Annotated in this window: 9 protein-coding genes and 2 pseudogenes; 6 read left to right on the top strand and 5 right to left on the bottom strand. The window is 70.3% G+C overall.

The window, feature by feature from the left end:
- Nucleotides 1–111: 111 nt before the first annotated feature.
- Genes ASH02_RS19130 through ASH02_RS19120 form a run of 3 tightly spaced genes read right to left on the bottom strand, consistent with a single transcriptional unit; the run spans nt 112 to nt 3,190 of the window.
- A complete protein-coding gene (locus ASH02_RS19130; protein WP_057295294.1) occupies nt 112–1,971 on the bottom strand; it encodes a helix-turn-helix domain-containing protein in 1,860 nt (619 codons plus the stop codon).
- A gap of 39 nt (nt 1,972–2,010) precedes the next feature.
- Entirely contained in the window at nt 2,011–2,418 is a 408-nt protein-coding gene (locus ASH02_RS19125) for a VOC family protein (RefSeq protein ID WP_057295293.1), read from the bottom strand.
- 13 nt (nt 2,419–2,431) lie between these two features.
- On the bottom strand, nt 2,432–3,190 hold the full coding sequence (locus ASH02_RS19120; RefSeq protein ID WP_057295292.1) for an arsenate reductase/protein-tyrosine-phosphatase family protein: 759 nt from the start codon (nt 3,188–3,190) through the stop codon (nt 2,432–2,434).
- Nucleotides 3,191–3,341: 151 nt separating this feature from the next.
- Here ASH02_RS19120 and ASH02_RS19115 point away from each other — a divergent pair, with 151 nt between their 5' ends.
- On the top strand, nt 3,342–5,714 hold the full coding sequence (locus tag ASH02_RS19115; protein WP_057295291.1) for a PA domain-containing protein: 2,373 nt from the start codon (nt 3,342–3,344) through the stop codon (nt 5,712–5,714).
- Nucleotides 5,715–5,732: 18 nt separating this feature from the next.
- On the opposite strand, the gene ASH02_RS19110 is transcribed toward ASH02_RS19115, so the two are convergent.
- Nucleotides 5,733–6,704: a helix-turn-helix domain-containing protein gene (locus ASH02_RS19110; RefSeq protein ID WP_057295290.1), complete on the bottom strand. Its 972-nt coding sequence runs from the start codon at nt 6,702–6,704 to the stop codon at nt 5,733–5,735.
- A 27-nt stretch (nt 6,705–6,731) separates the two neighbouring features.
- Entirely contained in the window at nt 6,732–8,894 is a 2,163-nt protein-coding gene (locus tag ASH02_RS19105) for an MMPL family transporter (RefSeq protein WP_057295289.1), read from the bottom strand.
- Nucleotides 8,895–9,097: 203 nt separating this feature from the next.
- On the opposite strand from ASH02_RS19105, the gene ASH02_RS19100 reads away from it, so the two are divergent.
- From ASH02_RS19100 to ASH02_RS19085, 5 genes and pseudogenes are all read left to right on the top strand, one after another.
- Nucleotides 9,098–12,634: a metallophosphoesterase gene (locus tag ASH02_RS19100; RefSeq protein WP_057295288.1), complete on the top strand. Its 3,537-nt coding sequence runs from the start codon at nt 9,098–9,100 to the stop codon at nt 12,632–12,634.
- The gene (locus tag ASH02_RS19095) at nt 12,631–13,842 is read left to right on the top strand and encodes a HupE/UreJ family protein (protein ID WP_056685566.1); all 1,212 of its coding nucleotides are present in this window, start codon (nt 12,631–12,633) and stop codon (nt 13,840–13,842) included. The genes ASH02_RS19100 and ASH02_RS19095 overlap by 4 nt, the downstream gene beginning before the upstream one ends.
- A gap of 179 nt (nt 13,843–14,021) precedes the next feature.
- Nucleotides 14,022–14,544 (top strand): annotated as a pseudogene (locus ASH02_RS27590) (hypothetical protein); the annotation flags it as partial.
- A 1-nt stretch (nt 14,545) separates the two neighbouring features.
- A pseudogene (locus ASH02_RS27585) lies at nt 14,546–15,434 on the top strand (HNH endonuclease signature motif containing protein); the annotation flags it as partial.
- Nucleotides 15,435–15,631: 197 nt separating this feature from the next.
- A complete protein-coding gene (locus tag ASH02_RS19085; RefSeq protein ID WP_056685575.1) occupies nt 15,632–16,798 on the top strand; it encodes an NERD domain-containing protein in 1,167 nt (388 codons plus the stop codon).
- Nucleotides 16,799–16,827: the final 29 nt, after the last annotated feature.

Below are 16,827 nucleotides of genomic sequence, written 5' to 3'. Positions count from 1 at the left end.
TGCTGCTCCTCGAAAGTTGGGGTCAAGTTCTTCGACCCTCCTAGGAAAGCCCGGCGCCATCGTGAGGCACATGTCCGAATCGGACACACTTGGGGCGGTTCGTGTGGCCGATCAGCGTTTGAGCTGATGGAGGCGCAGTGCGATGCCGAGCCGGAACTGGCGCTCCGGGGTGCGCCAGTCGTCGCCGAGCAGGGTGCCGATGCGCTCGAGTCGCTGCTTGACCGTGTTCGGGTGCACGAAGAGGGCCTCGGCCGCCCGGGTCACGCTGGCGTGCTGCTCGAGGTACGTCGCCAGGGTGGCGACCAGGGCCGATGCGTGGGTGGAGTCCCAGGCGATGAGCGGCTGCAACTGGTCGGTGATGAACCCGCTGGCGCGCTGCGCGCCGCCGCCGAAGAGCACGAGGTACGGCGCGTAGGCCCTGGCGGTGACCGCGCCCTTCGTGACGCCGATGCCCGGGAGCACCTCGGCCAGGGAGGTCACGGTGTCGACCTCGGCCGGCATCTCGCGCATCGGCACGGGGTCGCCGGCCACGACCAGCCCCGGCGACTCGGTGCCGGTCAGTCGCCGGGCAACCCGGTCGGCCAGCTCCTGCGCATCCTCGTCGGAGCGCACGAGGGCCAGCACCCCGGTGCCGTGTTGGGCCACCAGCCACTGCGGGTCCATCGCGGCCAGCGAGCGGGTCAGGCGCCAGCGCTGCCGGTCCCAGCCGTCGACGTAGACCGGCAACCAGTCGCCGTCGAGCACCACGCCGCGCTGCTTGGCGCGTTGCTGCAGCGCCGTCCAGTCGGCCCGCCCGGACACGAGGTCGCCCACGAACTCGCCGCGGACCCGCTCCTCGGCGTCGGCCATCGCGTCGCGTTGCATCGTGACCAGGGCGTGGATCTGGGCCGCGCGCTCGATGGTGCGGCGTTGCACGTCGTCGAGCTCGTCGCCGCCACCCACGAGGAGTGCGCCGAGGAGCGTGGACCCGGCCATCGCGGCGACCACGCCGTCGGGAAGGTCGGGGGAGTCGAGCCCGACCCAGTGCGCGGTGTTGCGGCTCTCCTCGACCGCGGCGACGATCTCGGGACGCAGCTGGTCGTCGACCCACCAGGCGTCGAGGCCGGTGCCGGCGACGCGCACCAGGTCGCGGTCTGCGGCAGAGACCTCCCGGCCCAGCGCGCGGGCCAGCGACTCGACGATCGCCGACGAGCCTTCGCCCGCCAGCACGAGCCGGGTCAGCTCTTCGTGGAAGGCGGCGGACGCCTCCATGGCTGCCGCACGACGCTCGGCCTCGGCGCTGGCCGTGGCGGCCTTCGCTGCGGCCGTGCGTTCGGCCTCGAGCAGCCGCGCCGTCTGCAGGATCACCGCACCGTGGTTGGCGAACGCGGTCAACAGTGCGATCTGGTCGGTGCTGAAGCCGTGGGTGGAGCGGTCGGCGGCGAACAGGACGCCCAACACCCGGTCGGAGGAGATCAGGGGCACGCCGAGGATCGAGCGCATGTGCTCGGCCTGGACCGCGGCGGTCACCTCCGAGTCGCGGGGGAACGCGCCCTCGTCGTACTCGTCGGTCCACTGGGGGCTGCGGGTCTGCACGACCTTGCTGGCCAGGCCGACTCCCGCGGGAACACGGAGGCCGCGCATGTTGGCCGACACGGCGCCGCGGTTCGCCCGCACGAAGAGCTCGTCGGTCTCGGCGTCGTACTCGGAGAGATAGGTGACGTCGGTGCCCATCAACTCGTGCGCGCGGTCGACGAGCTTCTGCAACAGGGGTTGTACGTCGCGCACGCCGACGAGCTCACGGATGCTGGACATCAGCGCCGACAGCTCGCGGTCGCGGGACCGCAGTCGGTCGAGCCGGCCGCGGGCGGCGATCAGGGTGCGTGTGGTGTCGTCGTCGAGCCCCGCAGCGGCGTCACGCAGCTGGTCATCGGAGACGGGCCGGTCGGCGATGACCAGCTCGGCGAGGGCCCGCAGGTCCGGCGTGCTCATGGGCGAACGATAGCGGCCCGGCCGGGGCGGGGAGGACGGTCAGCGAGCGGCCGGCTGGAACAGCTCGACCATGTTGCCGGACGGGTCCCCGAGCAGGATCTGCTGGCCGCCGGGTCCGGAGACGATCTCGTTGCGGAACGTGAGCCCGGCAGTGCCGAGCCGCTCCACCTCGGCGACGAGGTCGTCGATGATCAGGTGGATGCGGTTCCACCCGCCGGGGACCGGCTGCGCGCCGTCCGGCATGGGGCGGCCTGCCGAGCTCGTGGGACCGCTCAGCAGCAGCCGCAGGTTGCCGCGCACCACGTCGGCGAAGGCCGGCGCGAAGTCCGTGCGCACGGTGAACCCGAGGTGCTCGGTGTAGAACGCGATCGACTTCTCGACGTCGTCGACCATGTAGCGGACGCTCACCAGATCGGCGAGGTCCGGCGTGGATGTCGTGCCAGGCATGGCGATTCCCTTCTCATTCTGTTGGTTGGCACCCGAGCGCCGACAGCAGGAACCGGATGCGGGTCTCCAGCTCCTCCGCCGTGCGCACGAACGCCGGGTGGCCCTCGGCCGCCGGGTCGGCGATGCTCCAGTGCGCCACCGACGGAGTCCCGGGGAAGTCGGGGCACACCTCGCGCACCTTGTCGCAGAGGCTGATCACGTGGTCGAACCGCTGCCCGGCGTAGTCGTCGAGGTGCTTGCTGCGCTTGTCGCTCAGGTCGAGTCCGCGTTTGCGCATCACGCGGACGGCGTACGGGTGGATCGGCTTGGGGTGGCTCCCGGCGCTGACCACGTCGACCGCGGCGCCGCCGAGGTGTTGCAGGATCGCCTCGGCCATCTGCGAGCGCGAGCTGTTGCCGGTGCAGAGGAACAGCACGCGGGTCGGCTTCCTGCGCCCGCCCTTCGTTGGCGGGGGCCCGGGCGGGGCCAGCCCGGGATGCAGGGCACCGCCAGCCGCTCCGAGCAGCTCGCGGCAGGCGGACAGGTCGAGGCTGTAGTAGGTGTCGCGTCCGTCGGCCGAGCTGCGCCGCATCGTGACGAGACCGCCGTCGCGCAGGAGCTTCAGGTGGTACGACGTGAGGCTCTGCCGCTGGCCGACCGACGCGGTGAGCTCCCGCACCTGACGGTCGCCGCGGGCCAGCTCGTTGAGCAGCTGCCACCGGACCGGATGCCCGCTCAGGCGCAGGAACGCCGGCACCGTGACCGGTGGGGTGAGGGTCGTGGCTCGAGCCATCTCTCGATATTACATCAATCCAGATTGTTGGAATCGTGCATGTCGTGCACACGCCATGTCCGCACACCGCCACGGCCAGGGCTGTTCGGATGGCTGGCGGGTCCACTACGAAGGGAGGACGCGCCCCTTCTCATCTCTCCCGGGAGTCCCCATGAACCGACGTACGCCTCGACTGATCGGCGTCGCGGCCCTCTGCGCCGCACTGTCCGCTGCCGGCCAGCTTCCACTCTCGGGTGCCAGCGGCGCCTCGGGTGTGGCGGGCCCCGACCGGCTCACCGGACCCGCGTCCCGCAGCGCCGTCGTCGGGCTCGGTCAGGGCGACCGGGTCCGACTGACCCCGCTCGGCCAGGACGGTCGGCAGGTCATCGAGCCGTTGCGCAGCCAGGACGGCACGACGCCGGGGCTGCTGGTCAGCACCGACGACCACGGCACCACGTTGCGGGCCACGGACGGCTCGGGTGAGCCGACCCTGGTCGACGGCACCGCACCGACCACGACGCGGGCGACCGCAGCCGACCTGGTCGAGCTCAACCTCGACGCCATCGCCCGCGACGGTCGCGCCGCCAGCGCCGACGTGACCGTCTACGACGTGGTCACCGGCGCCACCCAGGCCGTGCGCCGGATCCCCGGTGATCCTGACGCGGCCTGCAGCACCAAGTCGTTCGAGGACAGCTCCTGCGTGCTGGTCCCGCCCGGCACCTACTCGGTGATGGCCTTCGTGAACACGATGCCGGCCGCCCGCCCCGGCACGGCGCGCGAGCGGACGGTGCAGAACGTGTCGCTCGTCGGTGATCCGGAGGTGGCGGTCGAGGCGTCCCGGGACTTCACCTTCGATGCCCGCCGGGCGCGGCCGGTCGAGGTCCGCACCCCCGACCACCGCACCAAGGTCAATGCCGACGGCGCGATGCAGGTCGGCTACTCACGCACCGCGGCGAACGGGAGGAAGATCGTCCGGCAGTACCGGCCTTCCGCCATGCTCGACCAGCAGTTCTTCATGGAGGCCGCGGCACCGGTGCGCAACGGCGCGCTCGAGACCCTGACCCGGCTGCGCCTCGAGGCGCCCGACATCGAACTGACGGTGGCCGGCCGCGCGCTGCGCCCGGAGTACTACGACCAGGTGTGGTTCTCCGACGTGATCACCGACTTCCCGATGTACGACGGCCACGACCGCCTGCGCGTCGTCGACGTTGGCCACGCCACCCCGGCGGACCTGGCCGGCAAGAACCTGCGCGGGGCGATCGCGGTCGCCGAGCGCACGGACGACCTCTCCGTCGCCGAGCAGTCCAACGCGGCCGCCGTGGCGGGTGCGGCGCTGTTCGTCGTGCACAACGACGGGCCGGGCGACAACGACGACCCCAACGGCACCGGCACCAAGCTGCAGGTGCCGACGCTGCGACTGGACCGTGCGGAGGGCGAGGCGTTGAAGGCGGCCCGTGGGCGGGTCGAGGTGCGCGGCGAGACCGCCAGTCACTACCTCTACGACCTGGTGCTGAAGGAGCAGGGCAGCATCCCGAAGGACCTCTCCTACGTGTTCCGGGACCGTGACCTGGCCGCCCAGGTGCGCGAGATCCACGGGCAGCCGACGGTCGACTCGACGTTCTCCGAGGCGGCCTACCAGTACCAGCCCGAGGACACCTTCTCGATCTCGACGATGTACCCCTTCCGGGGCGGTGCCCGCACCCGCGTCGAACACCGGGTGCCCGACCCGGACACCCGGTGGACCTACGCGACGGTGACACCGCAGTCGACGTACAACGCGCTCTTCCCGCACCCGCCGGTGCTGCGGATGACGCTCAGTGACCCGGACCTGGTCGCCTACGAGTCGGCCGGGCGCACCACCAAGCCGGTCGGCACGGCGCCGGTCACCGCGGCCCCGAGCACGTTCCGGCCGATGGAGCGCTCCGGAAACCAGATGCGGGTGGCGATCGATGGTTTCGTCGACGCCGACGGCAACCACGGCACGTCGTACTCCACCAACAGCGGGATGAGCACGCTGCTGCAGATCCGTGCGGACGGCGAGCTCGTGGGGGAGACCGACAACCTGCCCTCCGGAGTCGCCGTGCTGCCGGCGGGTGACTCACGGGTCGAGGTGTCGTTCGTCGCCGACAACCCGCAGCCGTGGGCCGAGCTCTCGACGCACACCGAGTCGGTCTGGACGTTCGCGTCGACGACTGTGCCGGCCGGTGAGGTCGTGACGCAGCCGGTGATCCTGGCCGACTACGACGTCGATGTCGACCTGCGCAACCGGGTGCTCGCCCGCGGTCCCCGACCGGTCGGGTTCGACGTCCGGCTGGCCCACGCGCCGGGCGCGGCGGCGTCGCCGATCAGCGACGTCACCGTCGAGGCGTCGTACGACGACGGGCGCACGTGGCGCGCGGCCCGGGCGACCGGGCGTGCTGGTGGACGCTGGCACGTCGAGCTGCCACGCGGCACCGGCCACGTCTCGCTCCGGCTGCACGCGGCCGACACCGCGGGCTCCACGCTGGACCAGACGATCGTCCGAGCCTGGTACGTCGCGCGCTGACGGCCCGGGCTGACCGGCTCAGCCCGGCGGCGGGCGGTCGTCGTCGGGCAGCCAGCCCAGGCGCACCGCCTGCACGCCGGCCTGGAAACGGGTGCGCACGTGCAGGCGGTTCATCAGCTCGGAGATCCGCCGGCTCAGGGTGCGGGTACTGGTGCCGAGGTGGCGGGCCAGCACGTCGTCCTTGGAGCCCGAGGCCAGGAGCGCGGCGAGCTGCCGGTCGCTCACGTGGGGGTCGGCCTCGGGCGCGATGAGCGGGGTGGCCTGGTCCCAGAGCAGGTCGAAGTGCTGGACGAGTGCGTCGAGCAGGGCAGAGGGGCGGATGCACAGGGCGGCCTCGACCGCCTCGTCCACGCCGACCGGCAGGATCGCCACGGCCCGGTCCCCGATGGCCAGCTTCATCGGTACGTCGGCGTGCACCCGTGACAGCTCGCCGGCCCGGGCCGCGTCCTGGGCAGCCTCGAGAGCACCGGGCAGCTCGAGGGCCTCGGGCGCATAGATGCCGCGCACCGTCACCTCGTCGCGCAACAGTGAGCGGACCGAGGAGTCGGAGCTCTGCGCGTCCGCGACGTACGGCGGCCGGTCGAGCACGAGCAGCTCCTCGCGGGTGCCGGTGAGCACCTGCTCGAAGCGAGACGCGATCGCGTCCCGCCCGACCACCACCTCGACGATGTCCTCGGGACGGTGGCGCTCCTGCGCCGGCATCACCGAGAGCAGGTCGCGGGCCGCCAACTGGGCGCGGGCCAGCTCCTCCTGGCGCCTGCTGACCAACACGTCGATCGCGACGTCCGGGCGGGCCGCCCGCATCCGCAACGGACGACCGGGCAGCCGGTGCACGAGGCCCAGGCCCTCGAGCCGGGTCAGCGAGCCCTGGACGCTCGACCTCCCGCGGTCGAGTGCCCGTGACAGTTCGTCGAGCGACGCCTCACTCCGGGAGAGCAACTCGCGGTAGAGCGCCTCGTCGTCCGGTGGGACACCAATCGACTCGAGCATCTCGTCATGGTCGCACCTCGGGACCGTTCAGTCCCGGGCCGCGACCTCCTCGCGGGGTGCGACGGTCTCCTCACGCTTCTCGTCGCCGTGGCCCGGCCACCACGCGGCGTGCCCGACCAGGGCGGTCAGCGCCGGCGTGAAGAACATCGCCATCACGAAGGCAGCGACGAAGATGCCGAACGACAGCGCGAAGCCCATCGACACGATCAGCGAGTTGCCGCCGAGCATGAGAGAGGCGAACGTGCCGGCCAGGATCACGCCGGCCGCGGCGATCGTCGGACCTGCGTGCCGGACCGCCTCGGCCGCGGCATCGCGTGGATTGCGGCCCTCGCGGGCCTCTTCGCGTAGTCGCGCCACCATCAAGATGTTGTAGTCGGTGCCCAGTGCGGTCACGAACAGATAGATGTAGATCGGCAGCATGAAGATCAGGCCGGGCTCGCCCTGGATGTGCTGGAACACGATCACCGTCGCCCCCAGGGTGGCGCCGAAGCCCAGTCCCACGGCCAGCATGAGGTACCACGGCGCGACGAGGCTCCGGAGCAGCATCGCCAGGATCAGCATGATCACCAGGGCCGCGACCGGGAACACCACGGAGTAGTCGCGCGCCATCGCCTTCTGCAGGTCGGCGAAGACCGAGGGCGTGCCGCCGACGTACGCCGAAGTGCCCTCGGGTGCGGCGTCGTGGACCGCCGTACGGATCGGACCCTTCACGTCGGCCAGCGCCTCGTCGGAGGCCGGGTCGTGGTCGAGGATCACCGAGAACTGCGCGGTGGCCTTGTCCTTCGACAGCTGCGGGCCCTGCACCTGGTCGACGCCCTCGGCGTCCTTCAGCGCAGCGCCGACCGCGTCGGCCGCGGCCGGGTCGAGGGCTCCGCCGTCCTTGCTGGTCACCAGCACCGGGACGGGGTCGCTGGCACCGGCGGCGAAGTGGTCCTGGAAGGTGTTGATCGCCTCGGTCGACTCCACGCCCTTGGGCAGGCTGGAGTTGAAGTCGAAGCTGGGGTTGAACTGGAGACCGAAGACCGCGAGCGCGGCCAGCACCAGTCCGGAGGCGGCGGCGAACACGCCGGGCCGGCGACCGAGGGCCTTGCCGACGCTGCCGAAGTGGGCCGCCTCGGGCTCCTTGCGCCACTTCTTCGACGGCCAGAACAGGGAGCGTCCGAGGACTGTGACCACGGCAGGCACCAGGGTCAGCGCGGCGACCAGGGTGACCGCCACGGCGATGGCCAGCGCCGGGCCGATCGAGCGGAAGATGCTCAACGAGCTGAGCAGCAGCGCCAGGAACGCCACGATGACGGCGCCACCGGCCGACGCGATCGCCTCACCGGCGCGCTCGAGCGCGTGCACCACCGACGATCGGGTCTCGTCGCCCTGCCGCAGTCGTTCGCGATAGCGGAACAGGAAGAACAGGATGTAGTCGGTGCCGATGCCGTAGAGCACCACGATCAGGATCACCTGGATCGAGGAGTCGGCCTTGAGGTCGAAGGCCTCGTTCGCGGCACCGATCAGTCCGGTGGCGATCAGCGACACGACCGTGACCACCACGATCGGCATCAGGCAGATGATCACGCTGCGGAAGATGATCGCCAGCAGGAGCACGATCAGCACCACGGTGGCGATGCCGACGATGGCCATCGTCGACTCGCTCGACTCCTGGGAGTCGAGGCTCTGCGCGGCCGCGCCGGTGCTCTTCACCTCGAGGTCGGTGCCCTTGGTGAGTGGCTCGAGGTCGTCGCGCATCTTCTTGGCGTCGTCCATCGCCTGGGTGTCGAAGCCGTTGGCCTTGTCGGCCAGCCCGATGAAGCCGATCGCGATCTGCCCGTCGGCCGACACCGAGGGCTTGCCGTCGGCGCCGACCGTGGCCACCTGCTGGACGAAGGTCTTCTCGCCGAGCTTCGGGCCGAGCTCCTTGCCGATCGTGGTCACGTCGGCGACGTCGGCATCGGTCAGCTTGGCGCCGTCCTTGCGCTCGAAGACCAGGATCGCGCCGGGTGTGGTGGCGTCGGGGAAGGCCTCCTGTTGCAGGTTGGCGGCCTTGATCGACTCGTAGTGGTCGGGCAGGAACTCCGACTCGTCGGTGGTGGAGGTCAGTGCCGGCGCGGTGAGCACCACCACGATCGCGATCACCACCCACGTGGCGATGACATACCAGGGATGACGCGACACGAGTCGACCGAGAGCACCGAACATGGCGCAAACGCTAGCCGGAAGACAGGTGGGTCAGCCAACCAATTTTGCCGGTGGCGGGAGGAACCGCAGGAACTGCCGGTTCGAGGCGCAACGACTGCAGGTTCGCGCAACAAGAATCCACGGTTCGCGCGGTTGATCCCTTGTGTTCACCAACTGACGAAAGCGTCAGCGGCATCATCCCTCACTCGGAAGATTGATGCCCGATGCGCACGATCGCGTCCAGCCGGTCACTCTCGAAATTCGCAGGTCTCTCCCTCGCCCTCGCCCTGGTCGCCGTTCCGCTGACCAGTGCCGCCCCGTCGCTGGGCCTGCTGTCCACGGCCCATGCCGACCCGACCCCGCCCGAGGTCGGCGCAGCGCCGACCCTGACCCCGAAGGACGGCGCCTACCTCGCCGGCACCCAGAAGGTCGCCAGCACGCCGACCGCTGCCGAGGACGACGTCACCTCGCTCGCCGTCGACGGTGAGAAGCTCGACGCCGAGACGACGTACGGCGACTCGATGCTGACCTTCGAGGTGGCCGACAACTCGATCGAGGCGCGCTACGGCAGCAAGCTGGTGATCAACGGGGAGCACAGCATCGACCTCGGCGACCACGTCAGCGAGACCGTGCGCGAGCCGATTCCCAACACCTGGTTGAAGACCGGGGAGAACACCGTCGAGCTGAAGGTCGGTGCGATCGAGACGTCGTGCGGCATGAACTACGACGACTACGACCTCTCCAACGTGCGCCTCGAGCTGCTCGGCGAGAGCGCGAACGGCGAGGAGAACGAGTGGAACTACTCGCTCGGCGACGGCTCCTGCGGCACCAACACGGCTCGGGTGAAGGAGGCCAGCCTCAGCTTCTTCATCACCGGGGACCCCAAGGCCTCCACCGGCCTCGAGACCGAGCTCGACACGACTGAGCTGGACAACGGCAGCCACGAGATCACCGCCACGACCCTCACCGGCGAGTCGGTGACGCACACGGTGACGGTGAACAACGCGCCCGCCGGTGCTCCGGACATCACGCCGCAGGACGGTCACCTGACGCGCGGCACCCAGCAGGTGTTCGCCAACCTGCCTGTCGGTGGCGACACGTCGGTCGACACGCTCACCGTCGACGGACGGGCGCTGCCCACGACGCCGACCCTCGGCTCCGGTGACGCCACCTTCACCTTCACCGTCGGCACGAACTCGATCGAGGCCCGCTACAAGAACTACCTGACGGTCAACGGCATGCCGGTCGACGTCGGTGGCGACTGGGTCAGCCAGGCGGTGCCGCTGGTGATCCCCAACGAGTGGCTGCAGCCGGGGGAGAACGTGATCCGCTTCGTCACCGGCACCTACCCCGGCACGTGTGGCGACAACCGTGACGACTTCACCATCTCGTCGATCTCGCTGGCTCCCGCGACGGGTACGGCGACGGCGGTCGGCGTACAACCGAAGTACGACCTCGGCGACGGCAACTGCGGCTCGAGCACCAGGCCGCGCGAGGCCGTGCTGAAGTTCCAGATCGAGGGCGCCGCGGCACAGGGCGTCCGTGCCGACCTCGACACCACCACGGTCGACGACGGCACGCACACGGTGCGCGCGACCTCGAGCACGGGCGAGGCGGCCACCCGCACCCTGGTCACCGACAACACCGCCCCCGAGATCACCGGCAGCACCCCCGAGGCAGGGAAGAAGATCACCACCTCGGTGCCGCTGTCCCTCGAGCTGTCCGACGACTCCGGCGTGCTCGGCGACCCGGCGGTCACGCTCGACGGCAAGCCGGTCGCGGCCGGTGACCTGGTCGGCCCCGGCCTCTCCGCGGGCGAGCACACCATCGCGCTGACCGCGACGGACTCGCTGGGCAACAAGGCAGACCGCACGGTCGTGTTCACCTCGGCCGGCATCCCCGACGACGCGAAGGACCTCTCGCCCACCTCGGGCGACAACGACCTCGGCACGACGGTCGACCTCAAGGCCCGCGTCGCCGAGCCCGACGGCGGCGAGGTGAACGCGACGTTCTCCGCCGCCGAGATCCTCACGCCGCGCAGCGGTTGGCAGGGCGAGGCGCCGCAGGTGCCCACGACCCTGAAGGTGCCGGGCGAGAAGAACGTCGGCGACACCCGGGTGCTCGAGCCCGGCAACAACGGCGCGCTCGACTCGGTGGCCAGCGGCGACGTCTCCTACCAGCGCTTCGACGTGCAGGTGACCTCCACCCGTGAGGCACCGGTCCTGCGCTGGGAGGGCGTCACCGACCCGACCCGCGTCGTGACCCTGCGCGCCTGGAACCTGCTCACCCGCACGTGGGACCCGCTCGACTCCGTACGCGGCGCGGTCGACGGCAACACGCTGCTCAACGCCGGTGTCGGCCGTCAGTACGTCGACGGCAAGACCGTGCACGTGATGGTCACCGGCGAGGACCCGTTCGCCGACGACCTCGACGCCACGGACCGGACCGGCTTCGACGACCCGTCGACGTACGACTTCTCGATGGTCCACTACACCGACACGCAGTACCTCTCCGAGGGCGCCGTCGAGCAGGAGACTGCCGAGGAGCGCGCGGTCTGGTCGAAGGCGTACGGCGACGTCGCGCGCTGGATCCGTGACAACGCCGACGCCCGCAAGATCGCGTACGTCGCGCACACCGGCGACATCATCGAGAACAACATCCGCCCGCCGGCGACGGAGGAGATGGAGCAGCAGGTGGTCGGCGAGTTCGAGGTCTCCTCCGAGCACCAGAAGGTGCTCGATGACGCGGGAGTCGCGAACGGTGTCATCGCCGGCAACCACGACAACCAGTCCGGCCGCGAGGACGGGCCGGAGGCGATCTACAACCAGTACTACGGTCCCGACCGCTACGAGGAGTCCGCGACCCGCTGGAAGAACGGGTCGTACGGCGGCCCGTGGAAGGCCGGCGACAACCAGAACCACTTCGACCTGTTCTCCGCCGGTGGCCAGGACTTCGTGGTGGTCGGGCTGTCGTACGGCGTGACGCGCGAGGAGGCCGAGTGGGCCGACGGCGTCTTCAAGCGCTATGCGGACCGCAACGCGATCCTGCTCTCGCACGACTACCTGAAGCCGTCGACCAAGCCGGACGGTCGTGACGGCACGTTCTCCGCGCCCGACGGTTCGCTGCTCTACAACACGCTGGTGCTCGACAACCCCAACGTCTTCCTGATCCTCGCGGGCCACGAGCACGGTGTGGCCACCAACGTGAAGCCCGACGTCGGCGTGGTCGGCAACAACGTGGTCGAGCTGCTGGCCGACTACCAGTTCTACGAGACGCCGGCGTCGATGCTCGGCCTGGACGAGATCGGCGGCTACCAGCCCGACCAGGGCCTGCGGTTCGGGGCGAGCTACTTCCGGATGCTGCAGTTCGACGTCGACCGCGGCGAGATGTCGGTGGACACCTACTCGCCGCTGCTCGACGACTTCGGCGCCACCGAGTTCGATCCGCTCAAGCGCTACGACGGCCGCGAGGACACGATGGTGCTGCCGGTCGAGCTGGGCTCGCGCACGACCAGCTTCTCCACCGAGTCGCTGGGGCTCTACTCGCCGACCAAGGTGGTCGGTGAGGTCACGGTGCCCTCCGGCCAGGTCGCCTCGGTGACGTGGCAGGGCCTGCGCCCCGACACGGCGTACGCCTGGATCGTCACGTCGACCTCGTCCGGTGGCGGTGTGAACACCTCACGGCCGCAGGTGTTCGCCACGGCCGACGCCAAGGGTCGTCCGTCGAAGGCCCTTGCAGGGTTGGAGTTCCTGGCCGGATGAGGCGTCTCCTCCTGCTCCTGCTGCTGGCACCGCTGGCGGGGTGGCTCTTCACCTCGCCGGCGGTGGCGCACGACGCCACCTCCACGGCGTACGCCGACGTCACCGGCTCCGGCTCCGACGTGCGGGTGGTGCTCGATCTCGAGTACGACCTGCTGATGAAGTCGGCCTGGTTGTACGCCGACGCCTACCGCGCGACGGACCGGGCGGAGCAGGAACGCCAGCTGGGCAAGAACTTCGAGGCCGTCTCCACCTATGTGGTCGAGCGGTTCCAGGTCGCCAACGGTGACCAGCGGTGCGTAGGTCGCACCGACGGAACGGGCTCGATCACCTCGCGGAACGACCGCGCCTTCGTGCGGTTGTCGATCGACTACGCGTGCCCGACCTCCAGTGAGGCGCGGCATGCGTTCTACTCCTCGTTGTTTCCCGACGAGGAGAACTTCGTGCACAGCACGAAGACCGTGCTCACCTATGACGTCGACGGTCACACCGGCGCGGTCACGCTCGACCCGGGCAACCCGCAGCTCGACGTGACCGATGCGCCCGAAGGTTCGGTGACCCCGTCATCGTCAAGCAGGGCAGGGCATCTGTGGGAGTTCGGCAAGCTCGGTGCCGAGCACCTGCTGCTCGGACCGGACCACCTGCTTTTCCTCCTCGCGTTGCTGCTGGGGGTGCGCGGCTGGCGGGAGGTCCTGCTGGCCGCGACGGCGTTCACCGTCGCGCACAGCGTGACGTTCGCTCTCGGGTCGTTGGGCCTGGTGACCGTGTCGCCCGCGCTCGTCGAACCCGTCATCGCCCTGTCCATCGTCGTCGTGGCAGTGCTCGGTCTCGTGTCCTCTCGGTGGTCGAGCCAGCCGGGGCGCCAGGCCGAAGTGTCGAGACCACACAGCCGTTGGCAACTGCCTGTGGCGTTCGGCTTCGGCCTGCTCCACGGGCTCGGCTTCGCGTCGGCGCTGGGCATCGACGAGCCCGGCTCGTGGGAGCTGGTGTGGTCGCTGCTCGCCTTCAACGTCGGGATCGAAGTGGCCCAGGTGGGCCTGATCCTGCTTGCGTTCCCGGTGATCCTTGCGCTGCGGCGGACGAAACTCGAGCGGCCGGTGCTCACGGGCGTGGCCGTGGCGGTGATCCTGGTCGGCAGCGTCTGGGTGGTCCAGCGGCTCCCGGTGACGGGCGACCATGTCGCCGGCGCGCTGCCATGGCTCGGGGCATGACGAGCCTGTGGATCGAGTGTGGAGAACCTGGGTCTGGTGTGACGTGAGGGGGTGTTGGGAGTGGGTTCTCCACAGAACCCTGTGGGACGGCCATTGTGGGTCTGACCTGCGGAAATAGTTCTCCACAGATTGAGTTGCACCCCTGTCATTCGGTGGTGATCTCGGGAAGAATTGCTGCCATGACCACCACCTTCGACACCCCGTTCCCGGCCACCGCCGGTCACGGGTCGGGCGCGCTCTCGCAGGCGTTGCCCGGCGACGGAGGTGCGGGTGCGGTGCTGGCCGACGCGGTGCGGGCGCGAGGGCTGGCCGATGACGCGGAGCGGGTGCTGCTGCTCCGTGCGGTGCAGTGGGCCGACACGCACCCCACCGAGGTGGTGGCCGATGCGGCGTTCGGTGAGGAGGCGGCCGAGTGCCTGCCCCTGGTGCACTGGGCGGCGGTCGCGGAGTTCGCTGCGGCCCTCGGGTTGTCGACGTCGGCGGGTGAGCGGTTGATCCATGAGGCGTTGGAGTTGCGGCACCGGTGCGAGCGCACCTGGTCGCGGTTGTTGGCCGGGGAGGTGACCGCGTGGCGGGCCCGTCGGGTTGCTGCCACCACGATCGGGCAGCCCGACGATGTGGCTGTGTTCGTGGACGAGCACGTGCACCCGATCGTGCACAAGGTCGGGTTCATCAAGCTGGAGAAGCTGCTCGACGAGGCGCNGTTGAAGCTCTACCCGTTGGAGCGGGAGAAGCAGCGGGCCGCGGCCCTGGACCAGCGCCAGGTGCGGCTCCTGGAGGGTGTCTCCGCGGGTGGGGTCGCGTCGATCTTGATCTCGGCGGACCTCAAGGACGCCTACGACTTCAACGACACCGTCACCGCCCTCGCCCAAGCCCTCGCCGACGGCGGCTGCGAGGAGCCCCTGGACGTACGCCGCGCGCTGGCGGTCGGCATCCTCGCCGACCCGGCCCGGGCGTTGGCCCTGTTGGAGGGCGAGGAGGCACCGAAGCCGCGGCGCAAGCAGATGACCATCGTGATGCACCTCTCCGCCGATGCCGTGCATGGGATCGCCCCGGTCGGTCGGTTCGAGCGGGGTGACCAGCCGGTGGCGGCGGCGATGGTCGCCGAGTGGGCCGCCCGCGCCGACACCCGCGTGACGGTGCGTCCGGTCATCGACCTGGCTGATCACGAGATGGTGGGTTCCTACGAGGTGCCCGAGCGGCTCAAGGCGCAGGTTGCGGGGGTCAACGGGTGTTGTGTGTTTCCGTTCTGCACTCGCCCGGCCCGGGCGTGCGACTGCGACCACGTCGTGGCGCACGGGGCCGGTGGGCGCACCTGTTCCTGCAATCTGGCGCCGTTGTGTCGGCGTCACCATCGCCTCAAGACTCATACGGGGTGGGGCTATCACGCTGTCGAGGTCGGCACGTGGTTGTGGACCTCACCGCATGGGCACCGCTACCTCCGTGACGCGACCGGCACGAGTGAGGTGACTCGTCCCGGTGACGTCCGTGGTGACTTCGACGGATGCCTGCACACGCGGCCCCCGGACGACGTGGGGCAGCCGGATGATCCCGATCCGCTTGCCGGTCCCGGCGATCCGCCGAGACGGCGGNGACCAGCCAGAACAGTGGTTGGCCCTGGCTCGATCCCGACTACGACCCCACCGACCTCGACCCGCGTGACTGGGCCGGAGTCCCCGACCCGCACGCGCCGGCGTGCTCGACGGAGCCTGAGTTCTGACTTCTCGCATTTCGCCACGCGCCGGGCTGATGCGTTCTAGCCTCCTGGAAACGAAGCACCGGGGGTGCGATGGCTGGGGAGTCTGCGCGCGACCAAGCACGCCGGCAGTTCGAGAAGGCCGCACGCCACAAACGCGCGGGAGAGCGCTACCAGCGCGGCGCGCAGGGCGAGCGGGCTACTGCGGAGGCGCTCGAGCCGCTGCATGCGCAGGGCTGGGTGGTGCGCCACGACGTCGCCTGGCCCGCCCGGCCGCGGGCCAACATCGACCATGTCGCGATCGGTCCGGGCGGCGTCCTGGTCATCGACAGCAAGAACTGGTCGGGAGAGGTCGTCGTACGCGACCGGGTGCTCCGGCAGAACGGCAGCTCCCGGGAGAGCGCGTTGGACGGTGTCGCGGAGGCGGCCCGCGCGGTCTCGGCCGCGCTCGGTGGAGTGCCGGTCACGGGCGTGCTCTGCTTCACCGGCGAGACCACGCTCGAGGGCTGGGTGGACGACGTCCTGGTCTGCTCCACCGACAACGTCGCAGAGCTGCTGGCCGCACGACCTCCGACGCTGCATCGCGAGGCAGTGGACCGCTTCGCCAGGAACGCGATCGTCGCGTTGCCGCCGGCGACCGGGCCCCGGGCCACGAAGCTGAAGGCTGCCAACGGTGTCGGCGTGCGTACGCCGAGGCGACGCGTCGCACTCCGCAGCCGGTCGAGGCGCCGGAGGCGCTCCGCCCTGGTCAGGTTCGCGGTCGCTCTCGGGTGCCTGGGGGTGCTGGCCGTCGCGGCGCCCGGGTTGGGCACGGCGGTGGTCGACCTGTTCACCAAGGGGTTGGCGCCCGACGTGACGAAGGTCGGCGAGGCTGTCGAGGTGCCAGGCGCCGGCGCACGACCGGAGTTGTCCGTGACGGTCAGGTCGGTCGACGAGATGGCCAGGACTGGTGGCGTGAAGCCGGCCAAGGGAAGCCGCCTGGTCGTCGTACGCGTGAGGTTCGAGAACACCGGATCGACGCCCTGGGTCGCGAAGCGTGTGCCGGACATCTCGATCGCGACGGTGGACGGCCGGATCTACGAAGCCGATCCCCGACTCTCGGTGACGGCCGGGGGAGCGGTGTTTCCCGGCAGACCACGGGTGAGACCGGGCAAGGCGCTGGCCGGCCGGGTCGTCGTCGCCGTACCCGAGGACGCGAAGGCGAAGTCAGTCACCGTCACGGTCGACGCGACGAGTGGGCAGCTTCGCTGGATGATGTGATCGTCGACGAGCGTGTCGGTCACTGCAGT

It is taken from the genome of Nocardioides sp. Soil796 (assembly GCF_001429525.1).
In the GTDB taxonomy this organism is placed as follows: Bacteria; Actinomycetota; Actinomycetes; order Propionibacteriales; family Nocardioidaceae; genus Nocardioides.
This window is presented reverse-complemented; position numbering and strand designations above follow the sequence as displayed.